Origin of the sequence: Deinococcus arcticus, assembly GCF_003028415.1 — a bacterium.
GTDB lineage: Bacteria > Deinococcota > Deinococci > Deinococcales > Deinococcaceae > Deinococcus > Deinococcus arcticus.
In genome coordinates, this window is record NZ_PYSV01000001.1 from 73,467 (window position 1) to 99,434 (window position 25,968).

Here is a 25,968-nt window from a genome sequence, read left to right on the forward strand (position 1 = left end):
CCCCTAGCCGTGCTCGGCCGCCAGGGTGGGGGCCCCGGCCACCTGCACGCGGTTGCGCCCGCCTGCCTTGGCGGCATAGAGCGCTGCGTCGGTCTGGGCCAGCAGCGCGGCAGCGCCCGGCACGGCCCCCACGCCCCCTGGGTCGGTGGCCACGCCAATGCTGGCGGTCACCTGCACGGTGCGCCCTTCCCAGTCCAGCGACAGCGCGGCGATGTGCTCGCGCAGGCGCTCGGCCAGGATCTGGGCGCCCTCCAGGCTGGTGTGGGGCAGCAGCACCGCCAGTTCCTCGCCGCCGTAGCGCGCCGCCAGATCGGTGCCGCGCACCTGTTCGCGCAGCGCCGCGCCCAGCCGGCGCAGCAGCGCGTCGCCCGCCAGGTGGCCATAGGTGTCGTTCACCCGCTTGAAATGGTCCACGTCAATCAGCATCACGCTGGTGGGGTGGCCATGCCGGGCCCCCAGCCGCAGCGCCTCGTCCAGGCGCCCCGCCCAGGCGCGGCGGTTCATCAGGCCCGTCAGGTCGTCGGTGGTGGCCAGTTCGAACAGCTGCACGTTCTGAATGGCCACCGCCGCCTGGGCCGCAAACACTTCCAGCAGCGTCAGGTCCGCCTGTGCGGCGGCGGACGCGGCGAGGTCCACCAGCACCACGCCCACGTTGCGGTCGCCTACCTGCAGCGGCAGGGTGGTCAGGGGTTCACGGCTGGGGCGGCCACAGTGCGCGGCGTGGGCCACCGCCTGGCGCTCGGGTTCGCCCAGATCGTGCCACTGCCGCCCCTCAAAGCGCCCGGTCGCCACCCGCACCTCGAACGCCTGCTCACTGGGCACCGCCAGCAGGCTGCCGGGGTGGGCACTGTCCGCGTGGGCGCCGGGCACCACCGCCACGCAGGCCCCCGAGAAGCCCAGAATGCCCTGCAGCTGCAGCAGAATGCCGCGCAGCAGTTCGTCCAGCGACTGCAGGCGGTGCAGTTGCGGGGCCGCCTGCAGAATGTGGTTCAGGCCGTCACGCGACGCCAGAATGGCCTGCACGTGGCGGTGGGCCTTGAGGGCGGCGTCCACCCACACCAGCAGCTTGTCCGGGCCCTCGGATTTGTCGTGGTAGCCCTGAATATCCAGGTCGCGCAGCATCTCGCGCGGCGGGCGCTCCGAGGCGTAGCCGGTTTGCAGCACCACCTGTAGCCCGTGGCCCCGCACGCGCAGCTCCCGCACCACGTCCTCGCCCGTCATGCCGGCCATGAAGTAGTCCAGCAGCATCAGGTGCACGTCGTGTTCCCGCACCAGCCGCAGGGCCTCCTCGCCGCCGTCGGCGGTCAGCACGGTGTGCCCACAGCTGCGCAGCAGCCGCGCCACCGTGCCGCGCAGTTCGGCGTCGTCGTCCACCACCAGAACGGTGTGGCCACTGCTGGCCTGCTGCTGGCTCAGACGGGCCATGGGCGCCCTCTGCGGGGGAAAGCTGTTCTGATCATGCGCGCACTGTACCTGCAGAGTTCTGGCACGGATCTTGCAACGTGAAAGGGTTTGAAAAGGTGAAGTGTGGTCCGGGGGGGCTGATACGGATTCCGTCTGTAACGCCCACAATCCGGAACAGAACCGGATTGCTCACTCCACGCCCGGAACCCGTATTTCTCCTGCTCGCTCCGCTCGAACTTGAATCGTTTGCCGAAACGATTCAATCGGAGGCCGTATGAGGTTACCAGGGCGACCGGGGCGCCAGTCCTGGGTGACCGGGCGGCAACAGCGGCCCCAGCACCTGCGGGGGCTGCCCGGCAGTGCCCACCGCCAGCAGGGCCTGTCCCTGGCCCTGAACAATCTGAAAGGCGGCGCGCTGGCCATTCAGCAGCGGCCACCAGCCCCAGGCGCACATGATGATGATGTCCTCCAGCTGACTGAGCAGGCATTCGACTTCACCGGGCGGCATGAAGGTGTAGCCCTGCTGAGCGTCGAGTCGGCCCTGGTGAAAGACCTCGATGACCTCGCTGGTCACGGTGATCGTCACGTCGGGGGGCAGAAGCGGCGTGATGAGCGTCACGAGGTGCTGGGCAGTTTGCAGGTTCATGGGTACCTGCGATTGTGCCGCAGTGGCCGGGCGCCGCACGGCTGGTCTGCGGCGGCTTCTGTGTGCGGCCCGCCCCGGCTCCCCCTAGCCAATTGTCTGCCCGCGCGGCCCCGGCCCCGTACCCTGAACCCCATGACCGCTCCTGCCCCTGCCCCGGCCCAAGAGGCGCGTCCGGCCCCGCTGCGCGTGCTCATCTGCGACGAGATGAACCCCGGCGAGCTGCAGCACGAGGGCTTCGAGATTGATTACGAGGGCAACATGGCGCGCGGCGAGACCCTGCGCCGCCTGCCGAAGTACGACGCCCTGATCACCCGCAGCCGCACCCGCGTGGACCGCGAACTGATTGACGCGGCGGGCCCGCGCCTGAAGGTGATCGGGCGCGGCGGCGTGGGCGTGGACAACATTGATCTGGACTACGCCAGCCTGCGCGGGCTGCTGATCCTGAACGCGCCCGAGAGCAACAACGTCTCGGCCGCTGAACTGGCGATCATGCACCTGATGGCGGCGGCACGCGGCCTGACCCGCTCGGACCGCAAGACCCGCGCGGGCACCTGGGACCGCAAGTTTCTGGGCATGGAACTGAAGGACAAGACTCTGGGCATTGTGGGGCTGGGCCGCATCGGCTCGATTGTGGCTGACCGCGCCCAGGGCCTGCGCATGCGGGTGGTGGCCTACGACCCCTACGTCCCCGAGAGCAAATTCGAGCGCCTGGGCGTAACGCGCGCCGCCACGCTGGACGAACTGCTGGAGCAGGTGGACGCCCTGACCGTGCACACCCCCCTGACCGAGGAAACGCGCGGCATGATCGGCACCGCAGAGCTGGCGCGCCTGCGCCCCGGCGCCATCGCCGTGAACGCGGCGCGCGGCGGGATTATTGACGAGCAGGCCCTGGTGGACGCGCTGGGGTCCGGCCACCTGTTCGCCGCCGGGGTGGACGTGTTTGAAGACGAGCCCCCGGCCCCCGACCACCCGTTCCTGGGCGCGCCCAATCTGGGCATCACCGCGCACCTGGGCGCCAACACCGCCGAGGCGCAGGAGCGGGTGGGCGCCGAGATCGTCTCGCGCGTGCTGGCGGCCCTGCAGGGTGATGTGAGTAAGGGCGCAGTCAACGCGCCGGCCCTGGACGCCAAGACCCTGGAGGCCCTGGGCGGTTACCTGAAGCTGGGCGAGAAACTGGGGCGCATTCTGGCCCAGCTGCTGCCCGGCGCCCACGACTTAGAGGTGACCTTCCGGGGTGAATTCCCCGCCGACCCCGCCCCGGTGGTGACCAGCGTGCTGGTGGGCTACCTGTCCGGCCACACCGACGAAACGCCGAACATGATCAACGCCCGAGCCCTGGCCCGGGAACGCGGCCTGAATATCGCCGTTCGTGAGGAAACCGAAAGCCCCGACTACCAGACCGAGGTGATTGTGCAGGTTCGGAGCGGTGGCGGCGGCGAGAAGGAGCGCACCCGCACGGTGGGCGGCACGGTCTTTGGCCGCAGCCCCCGCCTGACCCGCCTGCGTGACTTCCGCGTGGAACTGGAACCCGAGGGTCACATCCTGATCGCCAGCAACCAGGACAAGCCGGGCGCCGTGGCCAAGCTCTCGGCGCTGCTGGGCGGTTGGGGCGTGAACATTGCCGGGATGGCCCTGGGCCGCGCGCAGAAGGGCGGGCAGGCCCTCTTTACCCTCACCCTGGACGACGGCCTGAGCCCCGAGCAACTGGCGCAGGTGCGCGCCCTGGATGTGATTGACAGCGCGTATCTGGTGCGGGTGTAGGAGGGGTCGAGGGGTCTAGAAGTCGGGGGGTCGAGAAACGGCCGGGGGCCGGGGGCGGTGCGGACTTGATCGGCTGGGCGCGGCCTCTGGTGTGACGGGCCGCCGGGGCATCGGGTCCAGGCAGTAAGGCCGGCCCTGGCGCGAACCGTGGAGTTCCAGAGGGCCCCGCACTGAAGTCTCGACCACTCGACTTCTCGACCTCCCCAATGTCCCCTCACAGCGCCCGCCCCAGCCGGTCGGCCGCCACCAGCAGCACGTCCCACACCCCACTGAAGGGCGGGGCATAGGCCAGATCAGCTTCAAAAAGCTGCTGCACGGTGCCCCGCGTGTGCAGCAGCGCGGCCACCACATCCACCCGTTTCACGCTCTCGTGGTTCTGGGCCAGCAGCTGCGCGCCCAGCAGGCGGCCGGTGCCCCGCTCGCCGGTCAGGCGCACATGGATGGGCCGGGCGGCCTCGTGGTAGCCGGCGTAATCGGTGCTTTGCACGTCCACGCTCACGGCCTTGGTGCCCAGGGCTTCGGCCTCGGTCTGGGTCAGGCCGGTGCGGGCCACGCCCAGGTCGAAGGTCTTGAAGATGCCGGTGCCCACCACGCCGGGAAAGCGTGCTTCGCCGCCCGCCATGTTCACCCCGGCCACCCGGCCCATACGGTTGGCGGTCAGGCCCAGGGGAATGTGCACCCGGCGCCGGGTGACGCGGTGCAGGGCTTCGGCATTGTCGCCAGCGGCGTACACGCCCGCCACACTGGTTTCCTGGCGCAGGTTCACTGCCACGGCGCCCGTGCGGCCCAGCCGGGCCCCGGCCGCGCGGGCCAGCTCCACGTTGGGGCGCACGCCCACCGCCACCACCACCACGTCGGCGCGCACCTGCCCGTGGTCGGTCTGCACGCCACTCACGCGGCCCTGGCCGGTCAGGCCCTGCACCGTCACGCCGCAGCGCACGTCCACGCCGCCGCGCTCCACCTCGGCGCGCACCTGCTGCTGCAGGGGCCGGTCCAGCATGCGCCCGGCCACCTCTGGCGCCTGTTCCAGCAGCACCACGCTCAGGCCCCGGCGCCGCAGGGCCTCGGCCAGTTCCAGGCCAATGTAGCCGCCGCCCACGATGCAGGCCCGCCGCGCCCCCTGCAGGCTGGCGTCCAGCGCCTGCCCGTCTGGAATGTCGCGCAGCACATGTACGCCTTTCAGTGGGGTCCGGGCCCAGTCGGGGCGAACAGGGGAGACCCCGGTGGCGATCAGGAGGCGGTCGTAGGGCTCGGCCGCGCTGCGCCCGGTCGCGCGGTCCGTGACAGTGACCGTGCGGGCCTTCGCGTCCACCCCCGTCACGTCGTGGCGCAGGCGCACGCCAATGCCCCGGGCGCGCAGTTGCTTCGGGGTGCGGGCGATCAGGTCGTCAAAGCCTTTGACCTGGCCGCCCAGCACGTAAGGCAGGCCACACGCGCCGTAACTGACCACCTCGCCGCGCTCAAACACCACCACCTCGGCCCGGGGGTTGTGACGCTGCGCGCGGCTGGCCGCACTCATTCCGGCGGCCACGCCGCCCACGATCACGATGCGCATAGAGGCAGCCTACCCAGCCGCCCGCCCCCGGGGGCCCGCAGCCCAGGGAATGCTCAAGGCCGGCTCACGGGGCCAGAACGGGCAACATCTTCTGTCTCTGGACCGAAGCCGCTCTCTTTAGCGCCCGAAGGTCTGTACCCAGTACGTGGCGAAGGTGGTCTGCGGGGTGCCGTTGCCCATGCCAGCGCCAAAGCTCTGCCACTCCGGCTTCATCAGGACCGTGCAGTGGCCGGGGCTGTCCAGCAGGGCCTGCAGGGCTTCTTCCGGGGTCAGGACGTTGTAGGCGGCGTTCTCGCCCACCGCCTGACCGGCAAAGCCACTGTCCTGGGCCCGCTGGGGCGGCTCGCTGCCGGTCACCGGGTTCACATGGCCGCGAAAGTTCAGCCGGATCATGTCGTCCACCTGGGTCTGGGCGGCGCGGGCCAGGGCGTCGTTCCAGACCAGGGGCGGGGCCGGGGCAAACAGCTGCTGGCCGCAGCGCTGCCCCTGGCGCCGCGCCTCGTTGGTCAGCACCAGAAAGCGGCCCAGCCAGCCCTGGGGATCGGCCGTTTCGATCAGGGCTGGCTGCACGTACACCAGGGCCGCGCGCCCGTCCTGCACCGAGACGCCGTAGCGGGTAAAGCCCACGCGGTGCCCGCACTGGTTGGCCAGCGCGCCGGCCACGGCCTTGACCTTGCCCAGCTTGGGCAGCAGAAAGGAACTGAAGCGCTTGGCGGGGTAGTGGCTGGCCTGCAGTTCGCCCTTCAGGGGAAAGCCGCGCAGCACCCGCCCGGCCACCGCGTCCAGCGCCTCATCACGCGCGGCGGCCTGCCCACAGTCGGCAAAGTCCGCTGCCACCAGCCGGGCAAAAACCTCGCTGTCGGCCACCAGCGCGTCCGGGGCCAAGCGGGCTTCTGGGGTGGGCGCTGCCGCCCCAGTTGTCTGCGCGCCGGCCAGGGCCGCCAGGGTCAGGGCGCCCCACAGGGGCAGCGTCAGGCAGGCGGCAAGGCGGGGCACCTTCACAGTTCATCAGGTGTCCTCCCACATTTCGCTCACAAAGAGGTGGGTGGATGTGAGGTGCTTCACGCGCCCCGCTGCCTGCCTGGCTACTGCCCTAGGTCGCGCCGCTCCAGCAGGGGCCACGCCAGCAGCAGCAGGGCCGCGCCCACCGCCACCTCGGCCGGCAGGGCGCGCAGGGAGACCGCCTCGCGCAGCGTCTGGCCGCCCAGGGGCAGGGTCCAGGGGTTCAGGTGGGCCAGATCGCGCAGCGCCGGCACCTGACTGCTGAGGGTATGGGCCACCAGCAACGCCACCCCCAGGCCCGCCCCGGCGGCGGCGGCGGGCCCAGCGCGCCCGGTGGCGGCGCCCACCGCCAGGGCCAGCGCCCCGAACACCCAGGCCCCCAGCGTGTGCAGTGCGGCGGTCTGCAGCACCAGTTCGGCGGGCAGCGGCGCCTGGAACACCGCCCCCAGTCCCCAGACCGCCACGAACAGCACCGCACCCAGGCCCAGCACCAGGGTCAGCAGCGCCGCGCCTGTGCCCAGCAGCAGGTCGCGCCGCGTGACGGGCTGCGCCAGCGGCAGTTCCAGCCAGCCGCGTTCCTCGGCGCCGGCCAGCAGCGCCGCGCCCGTCAGGGCGGCGTACACGCTCAGCAGCGCGGGCATCAGGCTCAGCAGGCGTCCGCCCACGTAGCCGGCGGGCGAGGTGAGGTCCTGGCCCACCAATTGCCGCAGCGCTTCCGGGAGGTTGCGCATCAGTTCGTTCACCGCCGGGTCGTTGCGGATGCTGGGGTAAAAGGCCAGCACCAGCAGCGTGTAGGCCAGCAGCGACGCGCTCCACACCAGCCAGCCGCGCCGGGCGTCGCGCAGGGCCTGCCGGTAGACCTCAGGCCACATGGCTTTCCCCCCCGGGCGCGCCGTAGTCCAGAAAGAAGGCGTCTTCCAGCGAGAACGGGGTCAGGCTGAAGGAGGCCACCTCCTCGGCCGCCAGGGCGCGTAGCAGCGTGTCGGCCGGGCCGCGCCAGACGCCGCGCCACTCCAGGTCGTGCCTGCTCACCTCGCTCAGGCCCGGCAGCGTGCCCAGACCATGCCCCGGGGGCCGGGCAAAGCGCACCGACAGCCGCTGCGGCAGCCCGGCGCGCAGGGTGCTCAGCGTTTCCTGGCGCACCAGGCGTCCGCCGCGCAGAATCGCCACCTGATCAGCCACATGTTCCACCTCGCTCAGTACATGGCTGGACAGAAACACGGTGCGGCCCTGGGCGCGCGCCTCGCGCAGCAGCGCCAGCACGGTGGCCTGCGCCAGTGGGTCCAGGCCGTCGGTGGGCTCATCCAGAATCAGCACCTCGGGGTCGCCCAGCAGCGCGGCGCACAGGCCCACCTTCTGGCGGTTGCCCTTGCTGAGGGTGCCCACCCGGCGCGACACGTCCAGGCCCAGGCGCTCGGCGGTCTGCAGGGCGCCCTGCGGGGAGACGCGGCGCAGCGCGGCGGCGCGGGTCAGCACCTCCTGGGCGGTGTGGCCGGGGCGCAACTTCACCTCGCCGGGCAGGTAGCCCACCCGGGCGTGGACGGCGGCGCGGGCGTGCCACACGTCATGGCCCAGAATCTGCGCCTGCCCGGCCGTGGGGCGCAGAAACCCCAGCAGCGTGCGGATGGTGGTGGTCTTGCCGGCCCCGTTCTGCCCCAGAAAGCCGAACACCTGCCCCGTGGGCACCGAGAGGCTGGTGGGCTGCAGGCCAGCGCCCCCCGCAAACTGTTTGCTCAGGCCGTCCAGCGTGATCGCGTTCATTCGGGCCTCCGGTTCAGGGCGTGCCACTGGGCCAGCACCTGGGGAAACAGGTCCAGCCACAGGCGGTAAAAGGCGCCCATCTCCTGCAGGGGCGCGGGGTCGCCGCCCCGGGGCAGGGCGCGCAGCCCTTCCTCGGCCAGCTGCACAAAGGTGTTCAGTTTGCGGTTGCCCTGCTCGGTCAGTTCGGCCCAGGCGCCGGGGCGCATCCGGAAGCGGTCGGCGCGCTCGCCGGGGCTGGGGGCATGTTCGATCAGGCCCATCATGGTCAGGTGTTTCAGGGCGCTGCCCACGCCCGCGCGGCTGGCCTGTAGCAGCGCCGCCACCTCGGCCGCCGTGTGCCCGCCCGGCGGCGCGCACAGCAGCGCCCCCAGCACCCGCCCCGACAGGCGCGGCATGCCGATCATTTCCAGCAGCACCCCCGCCCGTTCCACGAACTGCAAGTGGTTGCTCATGCCAACACTGTAAGACTTTTCAGTCATCTGTGGAAGTTGTTAAAAAGCCGTCATAGGTCGGCTCGTGCAGACGGCGGTGAAGCCGACTGGAGGCGCCCCACTACTCTGGACCCGTGACCCCTAGCGCTTCCCCGGCTTTTCCCTTTGCGCCCCTCAACCGCGAGCGCCTGATCGCCCCGGGCCCGGTGGAGGTGGCGCCCGACGTGCTGGCGCAACTGGCCCAGCCCCAGATGCACCACCGCGCCCAGGCCGGCATTGAGAAACTGATGGAAGCGCGCGCCAAGCTTTCGCGCCTGCTGGGGGCCCCGTACGACGCGGTGATCACCACCAGCAGCGGCACCGGGGCTTTTGAGGGGGCGCTGGTGAGCACCACGCCCGTGGGCGCGAAGGTGGTGAATGCCCAGGCCGGCAAATTCAGCGAGCGCTGGGGCGAGATGGCCGGGCGACTGGGCTACCGCACCGAACTGGTGGCCCGCCCCTGGGGCGAGCTGCTGGACCCCCAGGAGGTCGCGGGCGCGGCCCGGGACGCCCACACCCTGCTGATCACCCACAGCGAAACCAGCACGGGCGCCCTGCACGACCTGGAAGCCATTGCCCGCGCGGCGCGCGCCGGGAACCCCGACCTCATCATCATTGCCGACTGCATCACCTCCTACGGGGTGGCCGAGCTGCGCCCCGCCGAGTGGGGCGTGGACGTGATTGTCTCGGGCAGCCAGAAGGGTACCGCCACCCCGCCGGGCCTGGGCTTCGTGCTCTTCAGCCCGGCCGTTCAGGCCCGCCTGATCCAGAACCCTGGGCGCGGCTTTTACCTGGACCTGACCCGGGAACTGGCCGGGCAGAAGGCCGGCAACACCCCGCAGACCCCGGCCATCAACCTGATCTACGCCCTGAGCACCGCGCTGGACCGGCTGCTGGCCGTGCCGCTGGAGGTGCTGTGGGCCGAGCAGCGCCGCAAGACAGACGCCCTGATCGCGGCGGGCACGGCGCTGGGCGCCCCGGCCTGGGCCGCGCGCACCAGCCCGGCGGTGGCGGTCCTGACCCCACCCCAGGGCCTGACCGGGCGGCAGGTGGCCGGGCAGCTGGCGGCCCTGGGGCAGCGCGCCCTGCCCGGTCAGGCCCCGCATGAGGACACGGTGTTCCGGATCAGCACCATGGGCTATGCCGACCGCTACGACGCCCTGGGCATTGCCGGCATCCTGGAAGACTGTTTTGAGGCCCTGGGTGTGGAGTTTCAGCGGGGCGCGGCCGTGCAGGCGGCCTGGGCGGCACTGCGGTAAAAAGCGCGGCCAGGAGCCGGGACAGGCGGCGCTGGAACTAGGCCAGCGCCGCTGCTTTTAAGTCACTCGCTGTTGATCTTGAGATCAACCGAGCGAAGCGAGTCTCGAAAAAAGGACGTTGCCCCTCACGTTGCGACTGTTCAGGAGAGCACCGAAAAGTCTCCACTCCCGGTGCAACGTCCTTAGCTGTCTGGAGGCACAGTCTCCTCCGCTGCTCCGGACGGCTCTCCATGGCCGGAGCCTCCGGGAAAGAGGGGAGATGTTTCTCTCCATCCCGGCAATCCGCTGCTTTTTCTGCTCTGCTCCGCAGCGCTGCAAGTCCCTCCGGGCGGACACACTGCACAACGTCTTGCGGAATGTGTCCGGAGCCGTATGAGCCAATTGCCTTATGTCCGAAATGGTCTGACGTGTTTTATTGTCCTGACCATGAGAATGTTGCAGACTTGGAAGTATGACTCCTCCTGAGCTGTCTCCCCCCGACCGTCCCCCGCCCAGCCCAGAACATGTGGACGCCGCCCAGCGCCTGGGCCTGACCATGAAACGGCTGCACCGCCTGATCAGCAGCCGGGTCATGCGCGGCATGCAGGACGAATTGCAGGGCCACGACCTGAGCTTCTCGCAGATCACGGCGCTGCACCAGTTGCGCGCCCACGCGCCGCTGAGCGTGACTCAGCTGAGCGAGCGCACCCGCCTGAGCCTGCCCGCTGCCAGCCATCTGGTGGAGCGGCTGGTCAAGCGCGGGCTGGCCGCGCGGCAGGAAAATCCGGACAACCGCCGCGAGAAGCTGGTGGACCTGACCGACGCCGGGCGCGGCGTGGTGGGCCGCATGGACGCCGAATTTGTCCGGGCCTACGTGACCACCTTTACCCCTCTGAACCTTGAGACCATCCTCAGCGCCGAGCAGCAACTGCGCCGCCTGCTTGACGAGTTAGACCCGCCCCCCCAGGAGCCTGCATGACCACCACCCCCGAGCCCGCCGGGCGCATTGACTATGCCAAGACGCTGGACCTGCCCACCAAGCGCCTGATTCTCTTCGGCGTCCTGCTGGGCCTGTTTCTGAGTGCGCTGGACCAGACCATCGTGTCCACCGCCATGCCGCGCATCACCCAGGACCTTAACGGCCTCTCGCTGTATTCCTGGGTGACCACCGCCTACCTGCTCACCAACACTGCGCTCGTGCCCATCTACGGCAAATTGTCGGACCTGTATGGCCGCAAGCCCATCCTGATGATTGGGATTGTGGTGTTCCTGATCGGCTCGGCGCTGTGCGGCCTGGCCGGCGAGCCCTTTCTGGGCAACCTGTTTGGCGGCGGCATGATGCAGCTGGTGGTGTTCCGTGGCCTGCAGGGCGTGGGCGCCGCCGCGCTGGGCTCGGTGGCCTTTGCCATCATTGCCGACCTGTTTGAACCCGTGGACCGCCCGCGCTACCAGGGCCTGTTCGGCGCCGTCTTTGGCCTGAGCAGCGTGATTGGCCCGCTGCTGGGCGGCTTCCTGACCGATCAGGTGTCGTGGCGCTGGGTGTTCTACGTCAATCTGCCCATTGGCCTCGTGGCCCTGGCCTTTATTGCCAGCAAGATGCCCCGGCTGGACAGCGGCCTGCAGGCCAAGGTGGACTGGCTGGGCGCCTTTCTGATTCTGGTGTTCGCTGTGCCGCTGCTGCTGGCCCTCACCTGGGGTGCCGACGGTCACTCGGCCTGGGGCAGTCCGCTGATCCTGGGCCTGTTTGGCCTGAGCGCCGCTGCCCTGGTCGCCTTTCTGGTCGTGGAAAGCCGCCATGAAAGCCCCATTCTGCCGCTGAGCCTGTTCAGGAACCCCACCTTCGCCTGGGGCGCCCTGGCGCGCTTCATGATCGGGGCGGGCTTTCTGGGCGCCATCCTGTTTCTCAGCCTGTATCTGGTGCAGGTGCAGGGCGTGTCGGCCACCGCTGCCGGCACCGCCACCATTCCGCTGACGGTGGGCCTGATTGTCGGGGCCATCGGCTCCGGGCAGCTGGCCAGCCGCATGGGCCGCTACAAACCGCTGATGCTCATTGGCCTGATGGCCGCCGCCCTGGGCTTTTTCGCCCTGTCCACCCTGAACGCCGATTCCAGCTACAACAGCGTGGTCATTCGCATGGTGCTGCTGGGCCTGGGCCTGGGGCCCGCGCTGCCGCTGTACACCACCGCCCTGCAGCTGTCGGTCAAGCCCTGGGAAATTGGTGTGGCCACCAGCGCCGGGCAGTTCTTTCAGCAGATGGGCAGCACCATCGGCACCGCCGTCTTCGGCGCCATTCTGACGGCCGGGGTCAGCAGCAACCTCGCCACCCAGTTTGCCGCGCAGGCCGCCAGCAACCAGGGCACGGTGGCGACCACCCTGCAGGGCATCAGTGACCAGATTCGCGCCGGGAACGCCCCCGAAGGTGACCGCAATCAGGCGCCCGAGAGACCCGAGCAGATCAGGGCCCGCTTTGCCACCCTGCGCCAGAATGTCACCAGGGCCATTCAGAGTGGCGACCCCGCTGCCCTGAATGCCCTGAAGACCGACAAGTTCATTGCCAGTCTGCCCGCCGAGGCCAGAGCGCAGTTCACTGCCATTCCGGAAGGCGGCGTGGCCGCGCAGGTTGGGGCCGGCTTTGCCCAGACGGGCGCCGCCATTGAGGCGGCTGTCAGCAGCGGCGACCCGGCCCAGGTGCGTGCCGTGGCCGCCAACCCGGCGCTGCCCGCCGAACTGCGCGGGCGCCTGAACGCCCTTCCCGCGCAGGTCCTGGCCAGTCCCCAGGCCCGGGCGCAGGTGCTGGCCGGTATTCGCCAGGCGCTGGCCCAGGGTGAAGCGGCCGCCGCCCGGCAGGCCACGCAGCAGGCCCTGAACGCCGCGCTGGGCGGCATCAACGACGGCGAGAAAATTACCCTGGCCCGCGCCCGCGCCGCCAAGGTGGCCTTTGCCGACACCATTTCCAGCATCTACCGCTACTCCATTCTGGTGGCCCTGCTGGCCTTCCTGGCCACGCTGATGATGCCCAACCTCCAGATTCCCCGCCGCGAAAAGGGCGAAAAGGCCGCCCCCGCCCACGTGGAGATTTAAAGGCAGACCCCACCCTCAAGCCACACAGGGCCCTTCCTTGACCGGAGGGGCCCTGTGTGGTGGTTGTGTTGTCGCTGGGCGAGTGTGTGCCCGGCGCCCGCTTCACTTCAGATACGGGCCGAAGCGGGCCAGGGTATCGGGGTCGGGGGTCTGGGTGGCGCGGACCACGCGGTTGGCGCTGAACACCATCAGCAGGCGGCCGCCCGCCGGGGCCTGGGCTTTCAGGGTGCCCTGGTTGACCTGATACGGCCCGGTCAGCACCGCCTGCACCGTGGCCGGGTCGAACACCAGGGCCGCGCCCGACAGCGCCGGGGTCTTGGCCTGCACGCCCCCCGAGGCCACCACGAACCCGGTTTTCAGGTGAAGGGTGAGGGTGGGCGCACTCAGGCCCTGCAAGCGGGCGTCGGTGTAGGTCACGCCGCCCGAGGCCGTCACCGTGCCGGCATTCAGGTCGTAGGTCAGCTGCGGGGCCTTCAGGGTGCCGCCCTGCTTGGTGGTCACCGTGGCGCCCGTGGCTTTCAGGGTCTGGCCGGGCAGCAGGTTCAGGCGAGCCGCATTCAGGGTCAGGCCCCGGCGGGCGTCGGTGGCGGTGCCGCCCTGGGGCAGGTCGGTGGCGCCAGTGTCCAGGTTCAGGCGCTGCTCACCGCGCGGCGTCACGGTCAGGCCGCCAAAGGTCAGCGCGTGGGCGCCCGCGCTCAGCAGGCCCAGCAGCAGCAGGGGAAGGGGTCGCAACATCCCTCCACCCTACGGCCCCGCCCACACAGCCCGGTGAGGAGCGCCGTCAGGCCCTCTTCAGCTGGAGCGGATGCAGGGCTGGGCTGGGCGGCTCATGGTCTGTCATCCGCCCTGCGGGTGGGGAGCGCTAAGCTCGGCGCAGTGAAGCCCGCAGTTGCCCTCCACCGGATCCGGCGCGCCGCATGGCCGCTGCTTGTGTGCTCTGTTCTGTCATCTGCCCTGGCTGCGCCGCGCGTGGGCCAGCACGACGGCTATACCCGCCTCGTGTTCGACCTGCCGCGCACGGCCGCCAGTCAGGTCAAGGTGACGGGCCAGAGCGTCACCGTCAAGCTGAACGTGACCCTGAAACCTGAACAGGGCCCCCTGAGCGCCCCCGGGGTCACGGCCTACGCGGTGGCCGGCGGCACGGTCACGGTCACCCTGGCCCGGGGGCACGCCCAGGCCAGGGTAAGTGTGTTGCCCCCCGCCGCCGGGCAGGGCGCGCGGCTGGTGGTGGATGTGCCCACCAGCGCGGCGGCCTCGCGCCTGCCCGCCACGCCGGCGCCCGCAGCGGTGGCCCGCCCGGCCAGCGCCAGCAGCCCGGCGGCCATCCGGCCACGTGTGGTGCTGGACGCCGGGCACGGCGGCAACGATCCGGGCGCCGTAAGCCGCTGGGTGACCGAAGAGGACGTGACCCTGGACATCGCCCTGCGCACCCGCGCGGTGCTGATCGAACACGGCGTGGATGTGGTGATGACCCGCACAGGCGACCAGCACCTGAGCGCCAACAAGGGCGCCGACCTTGAAGCCCGCTCGCGCCTGGCCACCACGGGACAGGTCAGCGCCTTTGTCAGCATTCATGTCAACTCGGCCGGGCCCAGCGCCCAGGGCATCGAGACCTTTTATTTCGGCCAGCCGCTGGCCGGCAGCTCGCGCAGTCTGGCAGTGCAGGAAAACGGGGGCGGCAGTGTGGGAGAAGAGCTGACCCGCAAGGCCGCCGGGCTGGCCCAGAACCTGCTGGGCGACATTCTGGCGCAGGCCAAGGTGGCCTTCAGCCGCCAGCTGGCCACCCGGGTGCAGAGTCGCCTGATTGCCGCCACGGGCGCCGTGAACCGGGGCGTGCGCACCGACGCCTTTTACGTGATTCGTAACCCCACCACGCCCGCCATTCTGGTCGAGGTGGGCTTTGGCAGCAGCCCGGTCGAAGGACCGCGCCTGGCTCAGGCCGCCTACCGCGACCGCATTGCCCAGGCCCTGGCGCGCGCCATTCTGGATTTTCTCAACACGAAGTAAGACGGACTCTGTCTGTTCCGATGAGTCGGCGGAACAGAGCCGATTGCCGACGCCACGCCCGGAACCCGGGTTTCTCCTGCCCGCGCTGCGAAGCCGCTCTCCGAGTCTGCCCGGATGGAATCGCTGACAAACGCGCTGGGGTCGGCGTTCGTCTAGGGGCCGATCCACGGCTGACCCAGGCGCACGCCCGGGCCAGGAAAAGCCCGGCGGGCGGGCGGGACAGGCCACAGTCACCCTTCCGGCAGTGCCGGGCAGCCCGGCGGCACCTGCTCAGCCCGGTCATGGTGCCGGCGGCGGGCGGGGCTGTACTATCCTCATGTTCTGGAATCACTTCCACCCCCAGAAGTGACACGGCCGCACTCGTCTGTTCGGAGGTTTATCCATGACCATTTCACGTTCCAGCGGCGTTCTGCTGCACCCCACCAGCCTTCCTGGCCCTTACGGCATTGGCGAGCTGGGCCAGCACGCCCGCACCTTTATTGACTGGCTGCACCGCGCGGGCCAGCGCTACTGGCAGGTGATGCCCCTGGGGCCCACCGGCTACGGTGACAGTCCCTATCAGGCGTTTTCGGCGTTTGCGGGTAATCCGTATCTGATTGATCTGGTGGCCCTGCGCGAGCATGGCCTGCTGACCGAGTCAGACTTTGCCGACGCCCCCAGTTTCTCGGCCGAGAAGGTGGATTTTGGGCTGCAGTACGTGTGGCGCACCCAGATGCTGGCCCGCGCCCACGCGCGCTACGCCTCGGGCGGCGCCGGGCACCTGCGCCCGGATTTCGAGGCGTTCCAGGCGGCCGAGGCCGAGTGGCTGGACGACTACGCCCTGTTCATGGCCCTCAAGGAAGCGCACGGGGGCCTGCCCTGGAACGCCTGGGACGCTCCCCTGCGTGACCGTGACCCCCAGGCCCTGTCGGAAGCGGCCGAGCGCCTGCGCGACACCACCGAGCGCGTGAACTTTGTTCAGTTCCTGTTCTTCCGGCAGTGGACGGTGCTGCGCCGCTACGCCGCCGAGAAGGGCATTCAGGTCATTGGCGACATTCCCATTTTCGTGGCCATGGATTCCAGTGACGCCTGGGCCGCGCGCGATCAGTTCTATTTCGACGATCAGGGCCAGCCCACGGTGGTGGCGGGCGTGCCGCCGGATTACTTCAGCGAAACCGGGCAGCTGTGGGGCAACCCGCTGTACCGCTGGGACGTGATGGCCGCCGACGGCTTTCAGTGGTGGATCAAGCGGTTTCAGGGCAGCCTGAAGCTGTACGACGTGATCCGGATTGACCACTTCCGGGGCTTTGCGGGGTACTGGGAAATTCCCTTTCCGGCCGAGAACGCCATTCATGGCCGCTGGGTGCCCGCGCCGGGCCACGCCATGTTCGAAGCGGTGCTGGGCGCCCTGGGCGAGCTGCCCATCATTGCCGAGGATCTGGGCGTGGTCACGCCCGATGTGGAACAGCTGCGCGACGATTTTCAGTTTCCCGGCATGGCGGTGCTGCAGTTTGCCTTTGGCGGCGGCGACTTCAGCGTGAATGATTTCCTGCCGCACAACCTGCGCGAGAATCAGGTTGTGTACACCGGCACCCACGACAACGACACCACGCGCGGCTGGTGGCGCGCGGCCGATGAACTGGAGCGCCATAACTTCCGTGTGTACACCAGCAGCGACCCTACCGAGGAGACCTTTGCCCCCATGCTCACCCGCATGGCCTTTGACAGCCGCGCCAGGCTGGCCGTGGTGCCCCTGCAGGACCTGTTTAACCTGGGTACCGAGGCCCGCATGAACCTGCCCGGCACCACGGGCGACCACAACTGGACCTGGCGTTACCGCGCCGCCGACCTGCGCCCGGACCTGGCCACGGGTCTACGGGCGCTGACAGAGGCGACCGGGCGACTGTGAGGGGTTGAAGGATGATGGTTGATGGACAGGGCAGCTCCCCTTGCTCTCAACCATCATCCTTTGACCATCTACAGTATCGCCATGAAGCTTTACACCAGAACAGGAGACGGCGGCACCACCGGACTGTACGGCGCCGAGCGCGTGAGCAAGGCCAGTGCGCGCGTGGAAGCCTACGGCACCGTGGATGAACTCAATTCGTTGATTGGGCTGGCGCGCGCCCACAACACCCGCAGCCACAAGCCGGACGCCGCGCTGGACCACGACCTGGAATACCTGCAAAACGCGCTGTTCGACATTGGCGCGGACCTTGCCACCCGCTCCGGGTCGCGCTACGAGGCCAAGCTGTCGCGCATGGACGAGCAGGACGTGGCCTTTCTGGAAACCATGATTGACCGTTACCAGGAAGCGGCGCCGCCCTTTACCGGCTTTGTGCATCCCGGGGGCACGCCTGCCGCCGCCACGCTACAGGTGGCCCGCGCCGTGGCCCGCCGCGCCGAGCGCGAGGTCATTCGCCTGCAGGCCGAGGAGGAACTCAATACCCAGGTGCTGATTTACCTCAACCGCCTGTCGGACCTGCTGTTCATCATGGCGCGCGCGGCCAATCAGGCCGCTGGTCTGCCTGAAGAGGCGTGGCTGGTCAAGGGGCGCCGCCCCCACCAGCTGGCCCAGGACCATACCGAGCCCCCGGTTCAGTAAGCCCCCCAGCTAAAGGCGCTCTGTGAACGCGGCCCGGTTCCCCCAGTGGGGCCGGGCCGTTCGTGTGTGTGGTGATCCTGTGGGCGGTGGTTGTGGCTGGCCGTGAACCGTACAGCGCCGGTCCCTGCTCGCCTGGCCCTTATACGTGTTTCCGAAAAATTCCGCAACTCGTTACGGAATTTTTTCGACCAGAGGGAGCAGGAAAAAAGACGGAGTTCCGGGAATTGGAGGAACATCCGGCTCTTTCCCGGATGTTACGGAAATGAACGGAATCCGTATTACTCCAGCGGTTCGCCGCAGTGGGGGCAGTAGCGCATAGGGCGGGCAGCCACCTCGCCTTGCTGGCGCATGCGGGCCAGTTCCTCGGCAAAGCCGCTGGCCACCATGCCGGCGGGTAGGGCCACCATGCCCACGCCAAACAGCATGATCAGCCCGGCGGCGGCCTTGCCCAGTGGGGTCACCGGGTACACGTCGCCGTAGCCGGTGGTGGTCAGGGTCACCACGGCCCACCACAGGGCCTGGGGAATGCTTTCAAAGCCCTTGGTGCCTGCGCTGGCTTCCACCTGATACAGCACGCTGGCGGCAATAAACACCAGCACAATCACGATCAGCACCGTGGTCAGCAGTTCGCCTGCGCGCTGCGCGACCACCCGGCCGATCAGCTGCAGCGAATCCGAATAGCGGCCCAGTTTCAGCAGCGACAGCAGTTTCAGCAGCCGCAGGCCGCGCAGGCTGGCCAGGGCCGTGCTGCCGGGCACCAGCAGCGAGATCAGGACCAGCAGATCAATCAGGGGCAGGGGCGCGGTCGCGTAGCGCCAGTAATCGGCCGGGCGCGAACCGTAGCCGGGCCGCAGCGGCGTTACGTACAGCCGCCCCAGGTACTCGGCCCCAAACACAGCGGCGCACACGTAGTCAAAGGCCCGGATGGCCGCGCCGTATTCCCGTTCCACACTGGGCACCGTGCCCACGATGGTCAGCGTGACGGTCAGCAGAATCAGCACCACCAGCAGCGCGTTAAAGAGGCGCTCGGCCAGCCCCGCGCCGTCCGTGGGGTCCAGAAAATCGCTCAGGCGGTGCATCAGGCTGGGATAGGCTGTGCGGGTCATGAACGCTCCTCCGGGGGCTGGTTGGCAGGCCTACCCACGCTCAGAGCACCACGTGCGGGGCGAACGTGGCGCGGTTGTCGGTCACGCGGCCCCGGCCCTCGCGGATGCCCAGGCCACAGACCTCGGCCCCCGCCACCCACACGCCCAGCACAGGGTAGCGCGGAGTGCCGTCTGCGTCGAAGCTGGGCAGTTCGGTATAGCTCTGCTCCACCACCGCCAGGTCGCCGTACACGCCGGGCGTGCTCGTCTGGCCGGGCAGCTGCACATTCTGCCCTTCGCGCGAAAACAGCGGCTTTTTCACCACGTTCTGGCCCAGGGCGCCCGGGCTCAGGGTGGCGGGCAGCAGGTGGGGATGGCCGGGATAGTGCTCGTGCAGCAGCGCCAGCAGCCCCTTGCTGCCAGTAACCGTTTTCCACAGCGGTTCCAGAAAGCGGGTGCCGGTGCTGGCCAGAAAGGCCGCGTCCCGGGATTCCCAGGCGTATTCGTAGGGCCACAGCCACATCAACTGCCGGATGGGCAGGCTCCAGGTGTCCAGCAGGTGGCCTTCCTGGGGGCTGGTGCCCAGCTCGTCGGCAAACAGGAACGAGCCCCGGATGCCCTGTGCCTCGGCCAGTTCGCGCAGGTAGGTCACGGTGGCGATGTCCTCGTCCACCCGCGCCGAGCTGAAGGTCACCTCGCTCAGGCCGCGCGCCGCCTTCAGGTGCGCCCACTGCTCGCCCAGCCCTTCGTGGATGGTGTTCCACTGGCCAGCGCCCGGGGGCAGTTCGCCCCGGCCCTGGCGGTCTTCCAGCCACTGCCACTGGCTCACGGCGGCTTCGAGCAGGCTGGTGGGGGTCTGGGCGTTCACCTCCAGCAGCTTCACGCCGCCCTGGCCGTCATAGGCCACGTCCAGGCGCATGTACACCGTGGGATCGTCGCGCTCCCACGAATCGCGCACCGCCGAGTGCAGAAAGGCCGGAATGCCCAGTTCCCCCAGGCGCTCATCCTCGATGGCGTGCCCGGTGACTGCCAGCACCATGTCAGTCAGTTCCTGGGTGCTGGCCTTGAGCGCCTCAATCTCCGCCGGGCTGAAGGCATAAAAGCCGTCCTCGCTCCAGTAGGGCACCGGGTGTTCGGGAGTGGGGGCGTACCACGTGAACCCCACCTCGCGCAGCCGCGCTTCCCAGTCGGGGCGGGGGGGCAGTGTCAGGCGCTTCATCCGCCGTACCCGCCCGAACTGCTGGCGCGGGCGGTGCTGGTCAGGCCACCGCGCGACACGCCCGTGGCGCTGTTCACGCGCTCAGCGGCGCGCGCACTGGTCACGGCCCCAGCGGCTACGGCGCCGGCCACCGCCTTGGCGGCCTTGCTGGTCTTGCCGGACTTCAGTTTCAGCTTGGCGTCGTCGTCGCAGTCCAGTTCGCCGTCGGCTTCCAGTTCGCAGCCCTCGGGCACAGACACCAGGCCGGCGGGCTGGGTGGTCTGGGCGGGGCTGTCCATGCACGAGGCCAGCAGGCCGGGCAGCACGGTGGACATCAGGATGAGGTGAAATCGTTTGGTCATGGCAGGGTCCTTGGGGGAAAGAGGGGGCGAAAGGGGGTGGGGCACGCCCAGAGCACGAGACAGAACTGGGGGGGCAACCTTCACGCCTGGGGAGCGCTCCGCTCTGGTTGAGCTTGAAGTCGCCCGCTGGGATCGGCGGTCTTAAGTCGCTCGCTGCCAAGCCCCCGATCAACCGAGCGGGCTGGAACAGCGGCGCCGCAGAGCGAGTCTCGAAAAATGGACGTTGCGCCGGGCGTGGAGATTTTTCGGTGCTCTCCTGCAAAGTCGTAACGTGAGAGGCAACGTCCTCAGCTGCTGCCGCTGCTGGAGCTGCCGGCGCGCGAGCTGCTGGTGAAGCCGCCCCGGCTGACTGGCGCCTTGAAGCTGCCGTACGTGCCCTTCTTGCTGTCGTACGTGAGGCCCGCGCCCGACAGCCCGCCGCTGCTGGTGTAGCCAATGTAGCGGGTGGTGCTGCCCACAATGCGGGCGTAGGGGCCGTAATAGCCGCCGCTGCTTTTCTGGCAGGGATTGCGCAGACCCCGGTTCACCATGACGCGGTTGATCGCCAGGCACTCCGCATAGGAGTTGTAGCGAACGCGGCTGTAGCGGTCCAGATCCAGATCGTCGTCGCAGGCGGCCAGCACAGCAGGCAGTGCGGCCAGCAGGGGAAGGGTGAAGCGCTTTCTCATGTTCCTCAGTACGTGAGCGATCATCCAAAAGTTGCAGGCGTGGCAGACCCGGCCCGTGGCCCCCACACGCCCAGAGCCTCCACCTGCTCCAGCACCACCCGCGCCAGTTCGCGGCCCCCGGTCCGGGCCTGTGCGGCGCTCAGGCCGCCGTAGCCCAGCAGCAGCGCCTGCGGCGCGGGGCCCGCGAATACGTAACTGTCCAGCGTGCTCACGTGCAGCCCCCGCGCGGCCAGGGCCCCGGCCAGGGGGCGGGCCTGCAGGCCGCCGTGCAGGTGCAGACACAGGTGCAGCCCGGCCTCAATCCCGCCCAGGGTGGCGTGGGGCGTCAGGGCCAGCAGTTCATCCGTCAGGGCTGCGCGCACCTGCGCGTGCCAGCGCCGGGCGCGGCGGATATGGCGGTCCACATGACCCCCTGAGAGCAGCCACGTCAGGGCCTGCTGCACCGGCAGCGGGTGCCCAAAGTCCAGCAGGGTGCGGGCGCGCACCAGCGCGGGGCGCAGGGCCGCTGGCGCCACGATGAAGCCGGTGCGCACGGCCGGGGTCAGCACCTTGCTCAGGGTGCCCAGGTACAGCACCCGCCCGGCCGCGCCGGTCTGCGCCGCCAGACTGGCCAGCGTGGGCAGCGGCGGGGCGTCATAGCGGAATTCGCCGTCAAAGTCGTCTTCCACAATCAGGGCGTCGTGGGTGCGGGCCCACTCCAGCAGGGCCAGGCGCCGGGGCAGGCACATGCGCCCGCCCAGCGGAAACTGATGGCTGGGGGTCACGTAGGCCAGCCGGGCGGGGGGCGTGTGGGGGCCCACGACCAGGCCGTCCTCGTCCACGGGGCCGGGCAGCAGGGTGTGCCCGGCGTCCAGCAACACCTGCCGCGCGGCGCGGTAGCCCGGATTTTCCAGCAGCACCGCCGAGCCCGGCGGCAGCAGCGCCCGCACAATCAGGTTCAGGGCGTGCAGGGTGCCGCTGGTCACCAGCACGTCATGCTTGGTGGCGGCCAGGCCACGCTGGCGCCCCACAAAAGCCGCCAGGGCCGCGCGGAGGTCGCCCTCGCCGGCAGGGTCGCCGTAGTCGCCGCCCACCGGGGTCCGCGCCGCTGCGGCCCACGCCTGCCGCCACACCCGGGTGTCCAGGGTGCGCGTGCCGGTCACCCCCAGCCGGAAATTCAGGCCCTCAGGCGGGGCGGCGGCGTCCACCGGCAGGGGCCCGGCCGGCGGCAGCCACGCAGGCACAGGTGCCGCCGGGGCCACGGGGGCGGGCAGCGCCGGGGTGGCCGGGCGTACCCGGGTGCCGCGCCCCACCTCGGCCTGCAGGGTGCCGTCGGCCAGCAGTTCGGCGTAGGCGTCTTCCACCACCCCGCGCGTGACCCCCAGGCGCCGGGCCAGCGTGCGGCTGCCCGGCAGCGGCGCCCCCGGCGGCAGGGTGCCGCTCAGCACCGCGCCGCGCAGCTGCCGCGCCAGTTGCGCGTGCAGGGCGTGCGGGCCGCCCCGGTCCAGCGTCACGGCGAACGGCAGGTCGTCGGCGCGGGGGGCCAGTGGCCCCCTGCGCTGAGCAGAAACCGGAGCTGGGCTGGGGGCCACCATGCCGGCTAGTGTACCTCCATGACCGTCCGCACCCTGCGTTCCATTCCACCGCAAGAGGCGGCCGTGGCCCTCTCGGCCCTGCGTGAGCTGCGGCCCCAGGCGCGGCACACCGCCTCACCTGACGCCCTGCACGCCTTTCTCACGCTGACCCGCCCCGAGGGCTACCGGCTGGCCGGCGTCTTTGAAGCGGGGCAGGCAGAGGCGGCGGCCGTGGCCGGCTACCGGGTCATGCATCTGCTGCATGCGGGCCGAACCCTGTACGTGGATGATCTGGTGACCCGGTCCCAGGCGCGTGGGCGTGGCCACGCGGGCGCCCTGCTGGCGTGGCTGGACGCAGAAGCCCGCCGCCTGGACTGCGCCGAACTGCACCTGGACTCCGGGGTGGGGCCGCAGCGCTTTGCCGCGCACCGCCTGTATCTGAACGCGGGCCTGAACATCACCGCGCACCACTTTGCCCGGGCGCTGGCATGACCCACCCCGCCTTTTACGACCCCGCCCAGCGCGATCCCAGTCTGGGGCGCCGCCCACAGAATCGCCGCGATGACGCCTGGATCGCCGCGCTGCTTTCCCGGGTGCCACTGGGGCGGGTGGCCACCGTGTGGCAGCAGGAGGGTGGCCCGGCGTGGCCGTTCATCACGCCGCTGGCCTTTGCCTACCGGCCAGAGCGGCACGACCTCGTGTACCACACCAACCTCGTGGGCCGCCTGCGCGCCAACACGGCCCAGGGCCACCCCGCCACCTTTGAAGCCTCGGAAATCGGGTGCCTGCTGCCCAGCACCTCGCCGCTGGAACTGGGGGTGCAGTACCGCTCGGTGATTGTGTTCGGCACCGCGCGCCTTCTGACTGACCCCGCAGAGGCCCGGGACGCCCTGACGGTGCTGAGCGAGCGGGTGTTTCCGGGCCTGCGCATTGGGCAGCACACCCGCCCCATTCTGGACAGCGATCTGGCACGCACGGCCGTGTATTCGCTGGCCATTGAGCGCTGGAGCGGCAAGGAAAACTGGGCCGAGACGGCGGCGCAGGAAGAGGGCTGGCCGCCCCTGCCCGATCACCTCGCCCGGCCCCGCCCGGCAGAGGTGACTCCATGACCCGCGCCGACGCCCTGCAGATGGGGCTGCTGTCGGCCTTCTGGGGCATCTCTTTTTTGCTGATCCGCCTGAGTGTGGAGGTTTTTCCGCCCGCCTGGGTGGCGCTGGGCCGCTCGGTGTTTGGCGCGCTGGTGCTCTGGGGCGCGCTGCGGCTGGGCCGCCACACATGGCCGCCGCTGCGCCTGTGGAAACCGCTGCTGCTGGTGGCGCTGCTGAACAACGTGATTCCCTGGTCGTTTTTCGCCTGGGGCGAGCAGACGGTCAGCTCGAATATTGCCGCCATCCTGAACGCCACCACGCCGCTGTTCAGTCTGCTCATTGCCCTGGGGGTGCGCGACGCGCAGCTTTCTGGCCGCGTGGCGCTGGGCGTGCTGCTGGGGCTGGGGGGCGTGGTGCTGACCGTGGGCGGCGGCGTGCAGGGCGGGCACGCCACCCTGTTCGGTGTGGGGCTCCTGCTGGCGGCCAGCCTGGGCTACGCCGCCGCCACGGCGGTGGCCAAGCGCACCCTCTCGGGCCTGAATCCGGTGGGGCTGGCGCTGTCGCAGCTGAGCCTCTCGGCGCTGATGCTCTCGCCAGTGGCCCTGGCCGGGCCGCAGCCGGGCGCCGTCACCTGGACGGCGCTGGCAGCGCTGGCGGTCCTGGGCATCTTTGGCAGTGGTCTGGCCTATCTGCTGTACTACGGCCTGCTCTCGCGCCTGTCGGCCACACAGCTCACGGCGGTCACGTACCTGCTGCCGGTGTGGGGCCTGTTCTGGGGGGCGCTGGCCGGCGAGGCGGTGGGACTGACCTCGCTGATCGGCGTGGCGGTGGTGCTGGCCGGGCTGCTGCTGCTCAACAGTCCGCGCCGCACCCCCCGGGCAGCGGCGGCGTAGAAGCTGGACCCGGGCGAAGCTGGACACTGGCCCTGCTCAGGGCCGCGTGACCCCCTACACTGAACCCAAGAGGCGCGCGGTGTTCAAGGCGCGCGGACCAGCGCCGACCTGCAGCACTATCCGGGCCCAGGGGCGCACTTTCACGGAGGACCACACATGACCACCACACAGAGCAAATGGCTGGACGCCGAACTGAAGTACGACAGCGGCGTGTACAACAAGCACCACGTCGTGATGACCCGTGGCCTGGGCGCCACCGTCTGGGATGAATCTGGGCGCTCGTACATTGACTGCGTGGCGGGCTACGGCGTGGCCAACATCGGCCACAGCCACCCGGACGTGGTGCGCGCGGTCAAGGAACAGGTGGACCGCCTGATCGTGATGCCGCAGACGCTGCCCAACGACAAGCGCGCCGAATTTCTGGGCGAACTGGTGGGCGTGCTGCCCCAGGGCCTGGAGCGGGTGTTCCTGTGCAACTCCGGCACCGAGGCGATGGAGGCGGCCAAGAAGTTCGCCATTACCGCCACCGGGCGCCAGCGCTTCGTGAGCATGAAGCGCGGCTTTTCCGGCCGCAGCCTGGGCGCGCTGGCCTTCACCTGGGAACCCAAGTACCGCGAGCCGTTTGGCGACGCCGTGGACAACAAAAACGTGGACTTCGTGAGCTACGGCAACGTGGAAGAGCTGCGCGCGGCCATCACGGATCAGACCGCCGCCGTGATCATGGAACCCGTGCAGGGGGAGGGCGGCGTGCGCCCCGCCAGCGCCGAATTCATGCAGGAGGCCCGCCGCCTGACGAAAGAAAAGGGCGCCCTGCTGATCCTGGATGAAATTCAGACTGGCTTCTGCCGCACCGGCAAGATGTTCGCCGCCGAGCACTTTGGCGTCACCCCCGACGCCATGACGCTGGCCAAGGCCATGGCGGGCGGCCTGCCCATTGGCGCCCTGGCCATGACCGCCGAGGTGGCCGACCGCATGCCCGCTGGCGGGCACGGCACCACCTTTGGCGGCAACCCCCTGAGCATGGCCGCCGGCGTGGCCGCCATCCGCGCCATGAAGCGCGAAGGCATGGCCGAGCAGGCCCGTGAAAAGGGCGCCTACTTCATGGAGCGGCTGCGCGCCATTCAGAGCCCCAAGATCCGCGAGGTGCGTGGCCTGGGCCTGATGATCGGCGTGGAACTGAAAGAAAAGAGTGCGCCGTACATCCACGCCCTGGAACACGAGGAAGGCGTGTTGACCCTGCAGGCCACGCCGCTGGTGGTGCGCTTCCTGCCCCCCGTGACCATCAGCAAGGAGCAGATTGACACCGTGATCGCCGCCTTTGAGCGCGTGCTGCAAACCGTGGACCCCCGCGCCGAGCGCCGCGCGGAACTGGCCCAGGGCGCCGAAGAGAAGCAGAGCGAATAGGCGGCCACCCAGAGCGGCCCGGGGCGACCGTGTGATCGCCCCGGGCTGTTTTCGGTTCGGAGGCTGCCCCGGCACCCGCGTCCTGACCGGCAGGAAAGCCACTCCGACCAGGCGCGGCGCCTACCCGTTGCTTCCCCCCTCGCCCTTGCAGCTGTCCAGCCGGGCTGGACTCCGGGCCCGGTGGCCTTCATGAAGCGCTGAGCCTGTG

The 25,968-nt window shown here is 69.8% G+C and carries 24 protein-coding genes; 11 read left to right on the forward strand and 13 right to left on the reverse strand.

The genetic code is table 11. The features are described from left to right. Positions 1-3: 3 nt before the first annotated feature. Both C8263_RS00335 and C8263_RS00340 read right to left on the reverse strand, forming a co-directional pair. Positions 4-1,425 carry a diguanylate cyclase gene (locus tag C8263_RS00335; RefSeq protein WP_107136113.1) on the reverse strand — a complete coding sequence of 474 codons (1,422 nt, stop codon included), beginning with the start codon at positions 1,423-1,425 and terminating at the stop codon, positions 4-6. A gap of 259 nt (positions 1,426-1,684) precedes the next feature. Beyond that, positions 1,685-2,050, reverse strand: coding sequence for a hypothetical protein (locus C8263_RS00340; protein ID WP_107136114.1), 366 nt, complete (start codon positions 2,048-2,050; stop codon positions 1,685-1,687). Positions 2,051-2,182: 132 nt separating this feature from the next. Between C8263_RS00340 and serA the strand changes: the two genes are divergently transcribed. Then, the gene (serA, locus tag C8263_RS00345; protein ID WP_107136115.1) at positions 2,183-3,811 is read left to right on the forward strand and encodes a phosphoglycerate dehydrogenase; all 1,629 of its coding nucleotides are present in this window, start codon (positions 2,183-2,185) and stop codon (positions 3,809-3,811) included. A 214-nt stretch (positions 3,812-4,025) separates the two neighbouring features. On the opposite strand, the gene C8263_RS00350 is transcribed toward serA, so the two are convergent. From C8263_RS00350 to C8263_RS00370, 5 genes are all read right to left on the reverse strand, one after another. Continuing rightward, positions 4,026-5,366, reverse strand: a complete 1,341-nt coding sequence (locus C8263_RS00350; RefSeq protein ID WP_107136116.1) for an FAD-dependent oxidoreductase — start codon at positions 5,364-5,366, stop codon at positions 4,026-4,028. 117 nt (positions 5,367-5,483) lie between these two features. Further along, a complete protein-coding gene (locus C8263_RS00355; protein ID WP_158263711.1) occupies positions 5,484-6,362 on the reverse strand; it encodes a CAP domain-containing protein in 879 nt (292 codons plus the stop codon). Between the two features lie 89 nt (positions 6,363-6,451). Continuing rightward, entirely contained in the window at positions 6,452-7,240 is a 789-nt protein-coding gene (locus C8263_RS00360) for an ABC transporter permease subunit (RefSeq protein ID WP_107136118.1), read from the reverse strand. Beyond that, on the reverse strand, positions 7,230-8,129 hold the full coding sequence (locus tag C8263_RS00365) for an ABC transporter ATP-binding protein (protein ID WP_107136119.1): 900 nt from the start codon (positions 8,127-8,129) through the stop codon (positions 7,230-7,232). The genes C8263_RS00360 and C8263_RS00365 overlap by 11 nt, the downstream gene beginning before the upstream one ends. Then, positions 8,126-8,581 (reverse strand): GbsR/MarR family transcriptional regulator, encoded by a 456-nt coding sequence (locus tag C8263_RS00370; RefSeq protein WP_158263712.1) that lies wholly within the window; start codon positions 8,579-8,581, stop codon positions 8,126-8,128. Before C8263_RS00370 ends, C8263_RS00365 begins: the two co-directional genes overlap by 4 nt. A gap of 203 nt (positions 8,582-8,784) precedes the next feature. On the opposite strand from C8263_RS00370, the gene C8263_RS00375 reads away from it, so the two are divergent. The 3 genes from C8263_RS00375 (at position 8,785) to C8263_RS00385 (ending at position 12,918) form a co-directional block, all read left to right on the forward strand. After that, positions 8,785-9,858 carry an aminotransferase class V-fold PLP-dependent enzyme gene (locus C8263_RS00375; RefSeq protein ID WP_199188271.1) on the forward strand — a complete coding sequence of 358 codons (1,074 nt, stop codon included), beginning with the start codon at positions 8,785-8,787 and terminating at the stop codon, positions 9,856-9,858. A gap of 451 nt (positions 9,859-10,309) precedes the next feature. Beyond that, complete coding sequence (locus C8263_RS00380) at positions 10,310-10,816, forward strand: MarR family winged helix-turn-helix transcriptional regulator (protein WP_107136122.1); 507 nt, start codon at positions 10,310-10,312, stop codon at positions 10,814-10,816. After that, positions 10,813-12,918, forward strand: a complete 2,106-nt coding sequence (locus C8263_RS00385) for an MDR family MFS transporter (protein WP_107136123.1) — start codon at positions 10,813-10,815, stop codon at positions 12,916-12,918. Before C8263_RS00380 ends, C8263_RS00385 begins: the two co-directional genes overlap by 4 nt. A 102-nt stretch (positions 12,919-13,020) precedes the next feature. Here C8263_RS00385 and C8263_RS00390 read toward each other — a convergent pair whose 3' ends face one another. Continuing rightward, on the reverse strand, positions 13,021-13,653 hold the full coding sequence (locus C8263_RS00390) for a hypothetical protein (RefSeq protein WP_107136124.1): 633 nt from the start codon (positions 13,651-13,653) through the stop codon (positions 13,021-13,023). Between the two features lie 234 nt (positions 13,654-13,887). Here C8263_RS00390 and C8263_RS00395 point away from each other — a divergent pair, with 234 nt between their 5' ends. The 3 genes from C8263_RS00395 (at position 13,888) to C8263_RS00405 (ending at position 17,509) form a co-directional block, all read left to right on the forward strand. Continuing rightward, positions 13,888-14,925 (forward strand): N-acetylmuramoyl-L-alanine amidase family protein, encoded by a 1,038-nt coding sequence (locus tag C8263_RS00395; protein WP_107136125.1) that lies wholly within the window; start codon positions 13,888-13,890, stop codon positions 14,923-14,925. A 382-nt stretch (positions 14,926-15,307) separates the two neighbouring features. Further along, positions 15,308-16,813 (forward strand): 4-alpha-glucanotransferase, encoded by a 1,506-nt coding sequence (gene malQ / locus C8263_RS00400; protein WP_107136126.1) that lies wholly within the window; start codon positions 15,308-15,310, stop codon positions 16,811-16,813. 81 nt (positions 16,814-16,894) lie between these two features. Next, positions 16,895-17,509 carry a cob(I)yrinic acid a,c-diamide adenosyltransferase gene (locus C8263_RS00405; protein ID WP_107136446.1) on the forward strand — a complete coding sequence of 205 codons (615 nt, stop codon included), beginning with the start codon at positions 16,895-16,897 and terminating at the stop codon, positions 17,507-17,509. A 278-nt stretch (positions 17,510-17,787) separates the two neighbouring features. On the opposite strand, the gene C8263_RS00410 is transcribed toward C8263_RS00405, so the two are convergent. The 5 genes from C8263_RS00410 to pdxR all read right to left on the reverse strand — a co-directional run bounded on the left by C8263_RS00410 (position 17,788) and on the right by pdxR (position 22,396). Continuing rightward, on the reverse strand, positions 17,788-18,615 hold the full coding sequence (locus C8263_RS00410; protein ID WP_107136127.1) for an ion transporter: 828 nt from the start codon (positions 18,613-18,615) through the stop codon (positions 17,788-17,790). A gap of 40 nt (positions 18,616-18,655) precedes the next feature. Continuing rightward, the gene (locus C8263_RS00415) at positions 18,656-19,813 is read right to left on the reverse strand and encodes a glutathionylspermidine synthase family protein (protein ID WP_107136128.1); all 1,158 of its coding nucleotides are present in this window, start codon (positions 19,811-19,813) and stop codon (positions 18,656-18,658) included. Then, complete coding sequence (locus tag C8263_RS00420) at positions 19,810-20,154, reverse strand: hypothetical protein (protein WP_107136129.1); 345 nt, start codon at positions 20,152-20,154, stop codon at positions 19,810-19,812. Before C8263_RS00420 ends, C8263_RS00415 begins: the two co-directional genes overlap by 4 nt. Before the next feature lie 287 nt (positions 20,155-20,441). Beyond that, the gene (locus C8263_RS00425; protein WP_107136130.1) at positions 20,442-20,822 is read right to left on the reverse strand and encodes a hypothetical protein; all 381 of its coding nucleotides are present in this window, start codon (positions 20,820-20,822) and stop codon (positions 20,442-20,444) included. A 20-nt stretch (positions 20,823-20,842) separates the two neighbouring features. After that, positions 20,843-22,396, reverse strand: coding sequence for a MocR-like pyridoxine biosynthesis transcription factor PdxR (gene pdxR / locus C8263_RS00430; RefSeq protein WP_107136131.1), 1,554 nt, complete (start codon positions 22,394-22,396; stop codon positions 20,843-20,845). Between the two features lie 18 nt (positions 22,397-22,414). Between pdxR and C8263_RS00435 the strand changes: the two genes are divergently transcribed. The 4 genes from C8263_RS00435 (at position 22,415) to C8263_RS00450 (ending at position 25,760) form a co-directional block, all read left to right on the forward strand. Continuing rightward, a complete protein-coding gene (locus tag C8263_RS00435; protein WP_107136132.1) occupies positions 22,415-22,867 on the forward strand; it encodes a GNAT family N-acetyltransferase in 453 nt (150 codons plus the stop codon). After that, positions 22,864-23,484, forward strand: a complete 621-nt coding sequence (locus C8263_RS00440; RefSeq protein WP_107136133.1) for a pyridoxamine 5'-phosphate oxidase family protein — start codon at positions 22,864-22,866, stop codon at positions 23,482-23,484. Before C8263_RS00435 ends, C8263_RS00440 begins: the two co-directional genes overlap by 4 nt. Continuing rightward, entirely contained in the window at positions 23,481-24,356 is an 876-nt protein-coding gene (locus C8263_RS00445; protein WP_107136134.1) for a DMT family transporter, read from the forward strand. Before C8263_RS00440 ends, C8263_RS00445 begins: the two co-directional genes overlap by 4 nt. A gap of 156 nt (positions 24,357-24,512) precedes the next feature. Further along, positions 24,513-25,760, forward strand: a complete 1,248-nt coding sequence (locus C8263_RS00450; RefSeq protein ID WP_107136135.1) for an aspartate aminotransferase family protein — start codon at positions 24,513-24,515, stop codon at positions 25,758-25,760. Positions 25,761-25,968: the final 208 nt, after the last annotated feature.

Excerpts from the sequence above, each read along its gene's own strand:
- C8263_RS00440 (WP_107136133.1), top strand. The coding sequence starts at position 22,864 with ATGACCCACCCCGCCTTTTACGACCCCGCCCAGCGCGATCCCAGTCTG.
- C8263_RS00370 (WP_158263712.1), bottom strand. The coding sequence starts at position 8,581 with ATGAGCAACCACTTGCAGTTCGTGGAACGGGCGGGGGTGCTGCTGGAA.
- C8263_RS00390 (WP_107136124.1), bottom strand. The coding sequence starts at position 13,653 with ATGTTGCGACCCCTTCCCCTGCTGCTGCTGGGCCTGCTGAGCGCGGGC.
- C8263_RS00380 (WP_107136122.1), top strand. The coding sequence starts at position 10,310 with ATGACTCCTCCTGAGCTGTCTCCCCCCGACCGTCCCCCGCCCAGCCCA.
- C8263_RS00350 (WP_107136116.1), bottom strand. The coding sequence starts at position 5,366 with ATGCGCATCGTGATCGTGGGCGGCGTGGCCGCCGGAATGAGTGCGGCC.
- C8263_RS00415 (WP_107136128.1), bottom strand. The coding sequence starts at position 19,813 with ATGAAGCGCCTGACACTGCCCCCCCGCCCCGACTGGGAAGCGCGGCTG.
- C8263_RS00335 (WP_107136113.1), bottom strand. The coding sequence starts at position 1,425 with ATGGCCCGTCTGAGCCAGCAGCAGGCCAGCAGTGGCCACACCGTTCTG.
- C8263_RS00365 (WP_107136119.1), bottom strand. The coding sequence starts at position 8,129 with ATGAACGCGATCACGCTGGACGGCCTGAGCAAACAGTTTGCGGGGGGC.
- malQ (WP_107136126.1), top strand. The coding sequence starts at position 15,308 with ATGACCATTTCACGTTCCAGCGGCGTTCTGCTGCACCCCACCAGCCTT.
- C8263_RS00410 (WP_107136127.1), bottom strand. The coding sequence starts at position 18,615 with ATGACCCGCACAGCCTATCCCAGCCTGATGCACCGCCTGAGCGATTTT.
- serA (WP_107136115.1), top strand. The coding sequence starts at position 2,183 with ATGACCGCTCCTGCCCCTGCCCCGGCCCAAGAGGCGCGTCCGGCCCCG.
- C8263_RS00340 (WP_107136114.1), bottom strand. The coding sequence starts at position 2,050 with ATGAACCTGCAAACTGCCCAGCACCTCGTGACGCTCATCACGCCGCTT.
- pdxR (WP_107136131.1), bottom strand. The coding sequence starts at position 22,396 with ATGGTGGCCCCCAGCCCAGCTCCGGTTTCTGCTCAGCGCAGGGGGCCA.
- C8263_RS00420 (WP_107136129.1), bottom strand. The coding sequence starts at position 20,154 with ATGACCAAACGATTTCACCTCATCCTGATGTCCACCGTGCTGCCCGGC.
- C8263_RS00450 (WP_107136135.1), top strand. The coding sequence starts at position 24,513 with ATGACCACCACACAGAGCAAATGGCTGGACGCCGAACTGAAGTACGAC.
- C8263_RS00425 (WP_107136130.1), bottom strand. The coding sequence starts at position 20,822 with ATGAGAAAGCGCTTCACCCTTCCCCTGCTGGCCGCACTGCCTGCTGTG.
- C8263_RS00445 (WP_107136134.1), top strand. The coding sequence starts at position 23,481 with ATGACCCGCGCCGACGCCCTGCAGATGGGGCTGCTGTCGGCCTTCTGG.
- C8263_RS00405 (WP_107136446.1), top strand. The coding sequence starts at position 16,895 with ATGAAGCTTTACACCAGAACAGGAGACGGCGGCACCACCGGACTGTAC.
- C8263_RS00435 (WP_107136132.1), top strand. The coding sequence starts at position 22,415 with ATGACCGTCCGCACCCTGCGTTCCATTCCACCGCAAGAGGCGGCCGTG.
- C8263_RS00360 (WP_107136118.1), bottom strand. The coding sequence starts at position 7,240 with ATGTGGCCTGAGGTCTACCGGCAGGCCCTGCGCGACGCCCGGCGCGGC.
- C8263_RS00385 (WP_107136123.1), top strand. The coding sequence starts at position 10,813 with ATGACCACCACCCCCGAGCCCGCCGGGCGCATTGACTATGCCAAGACG.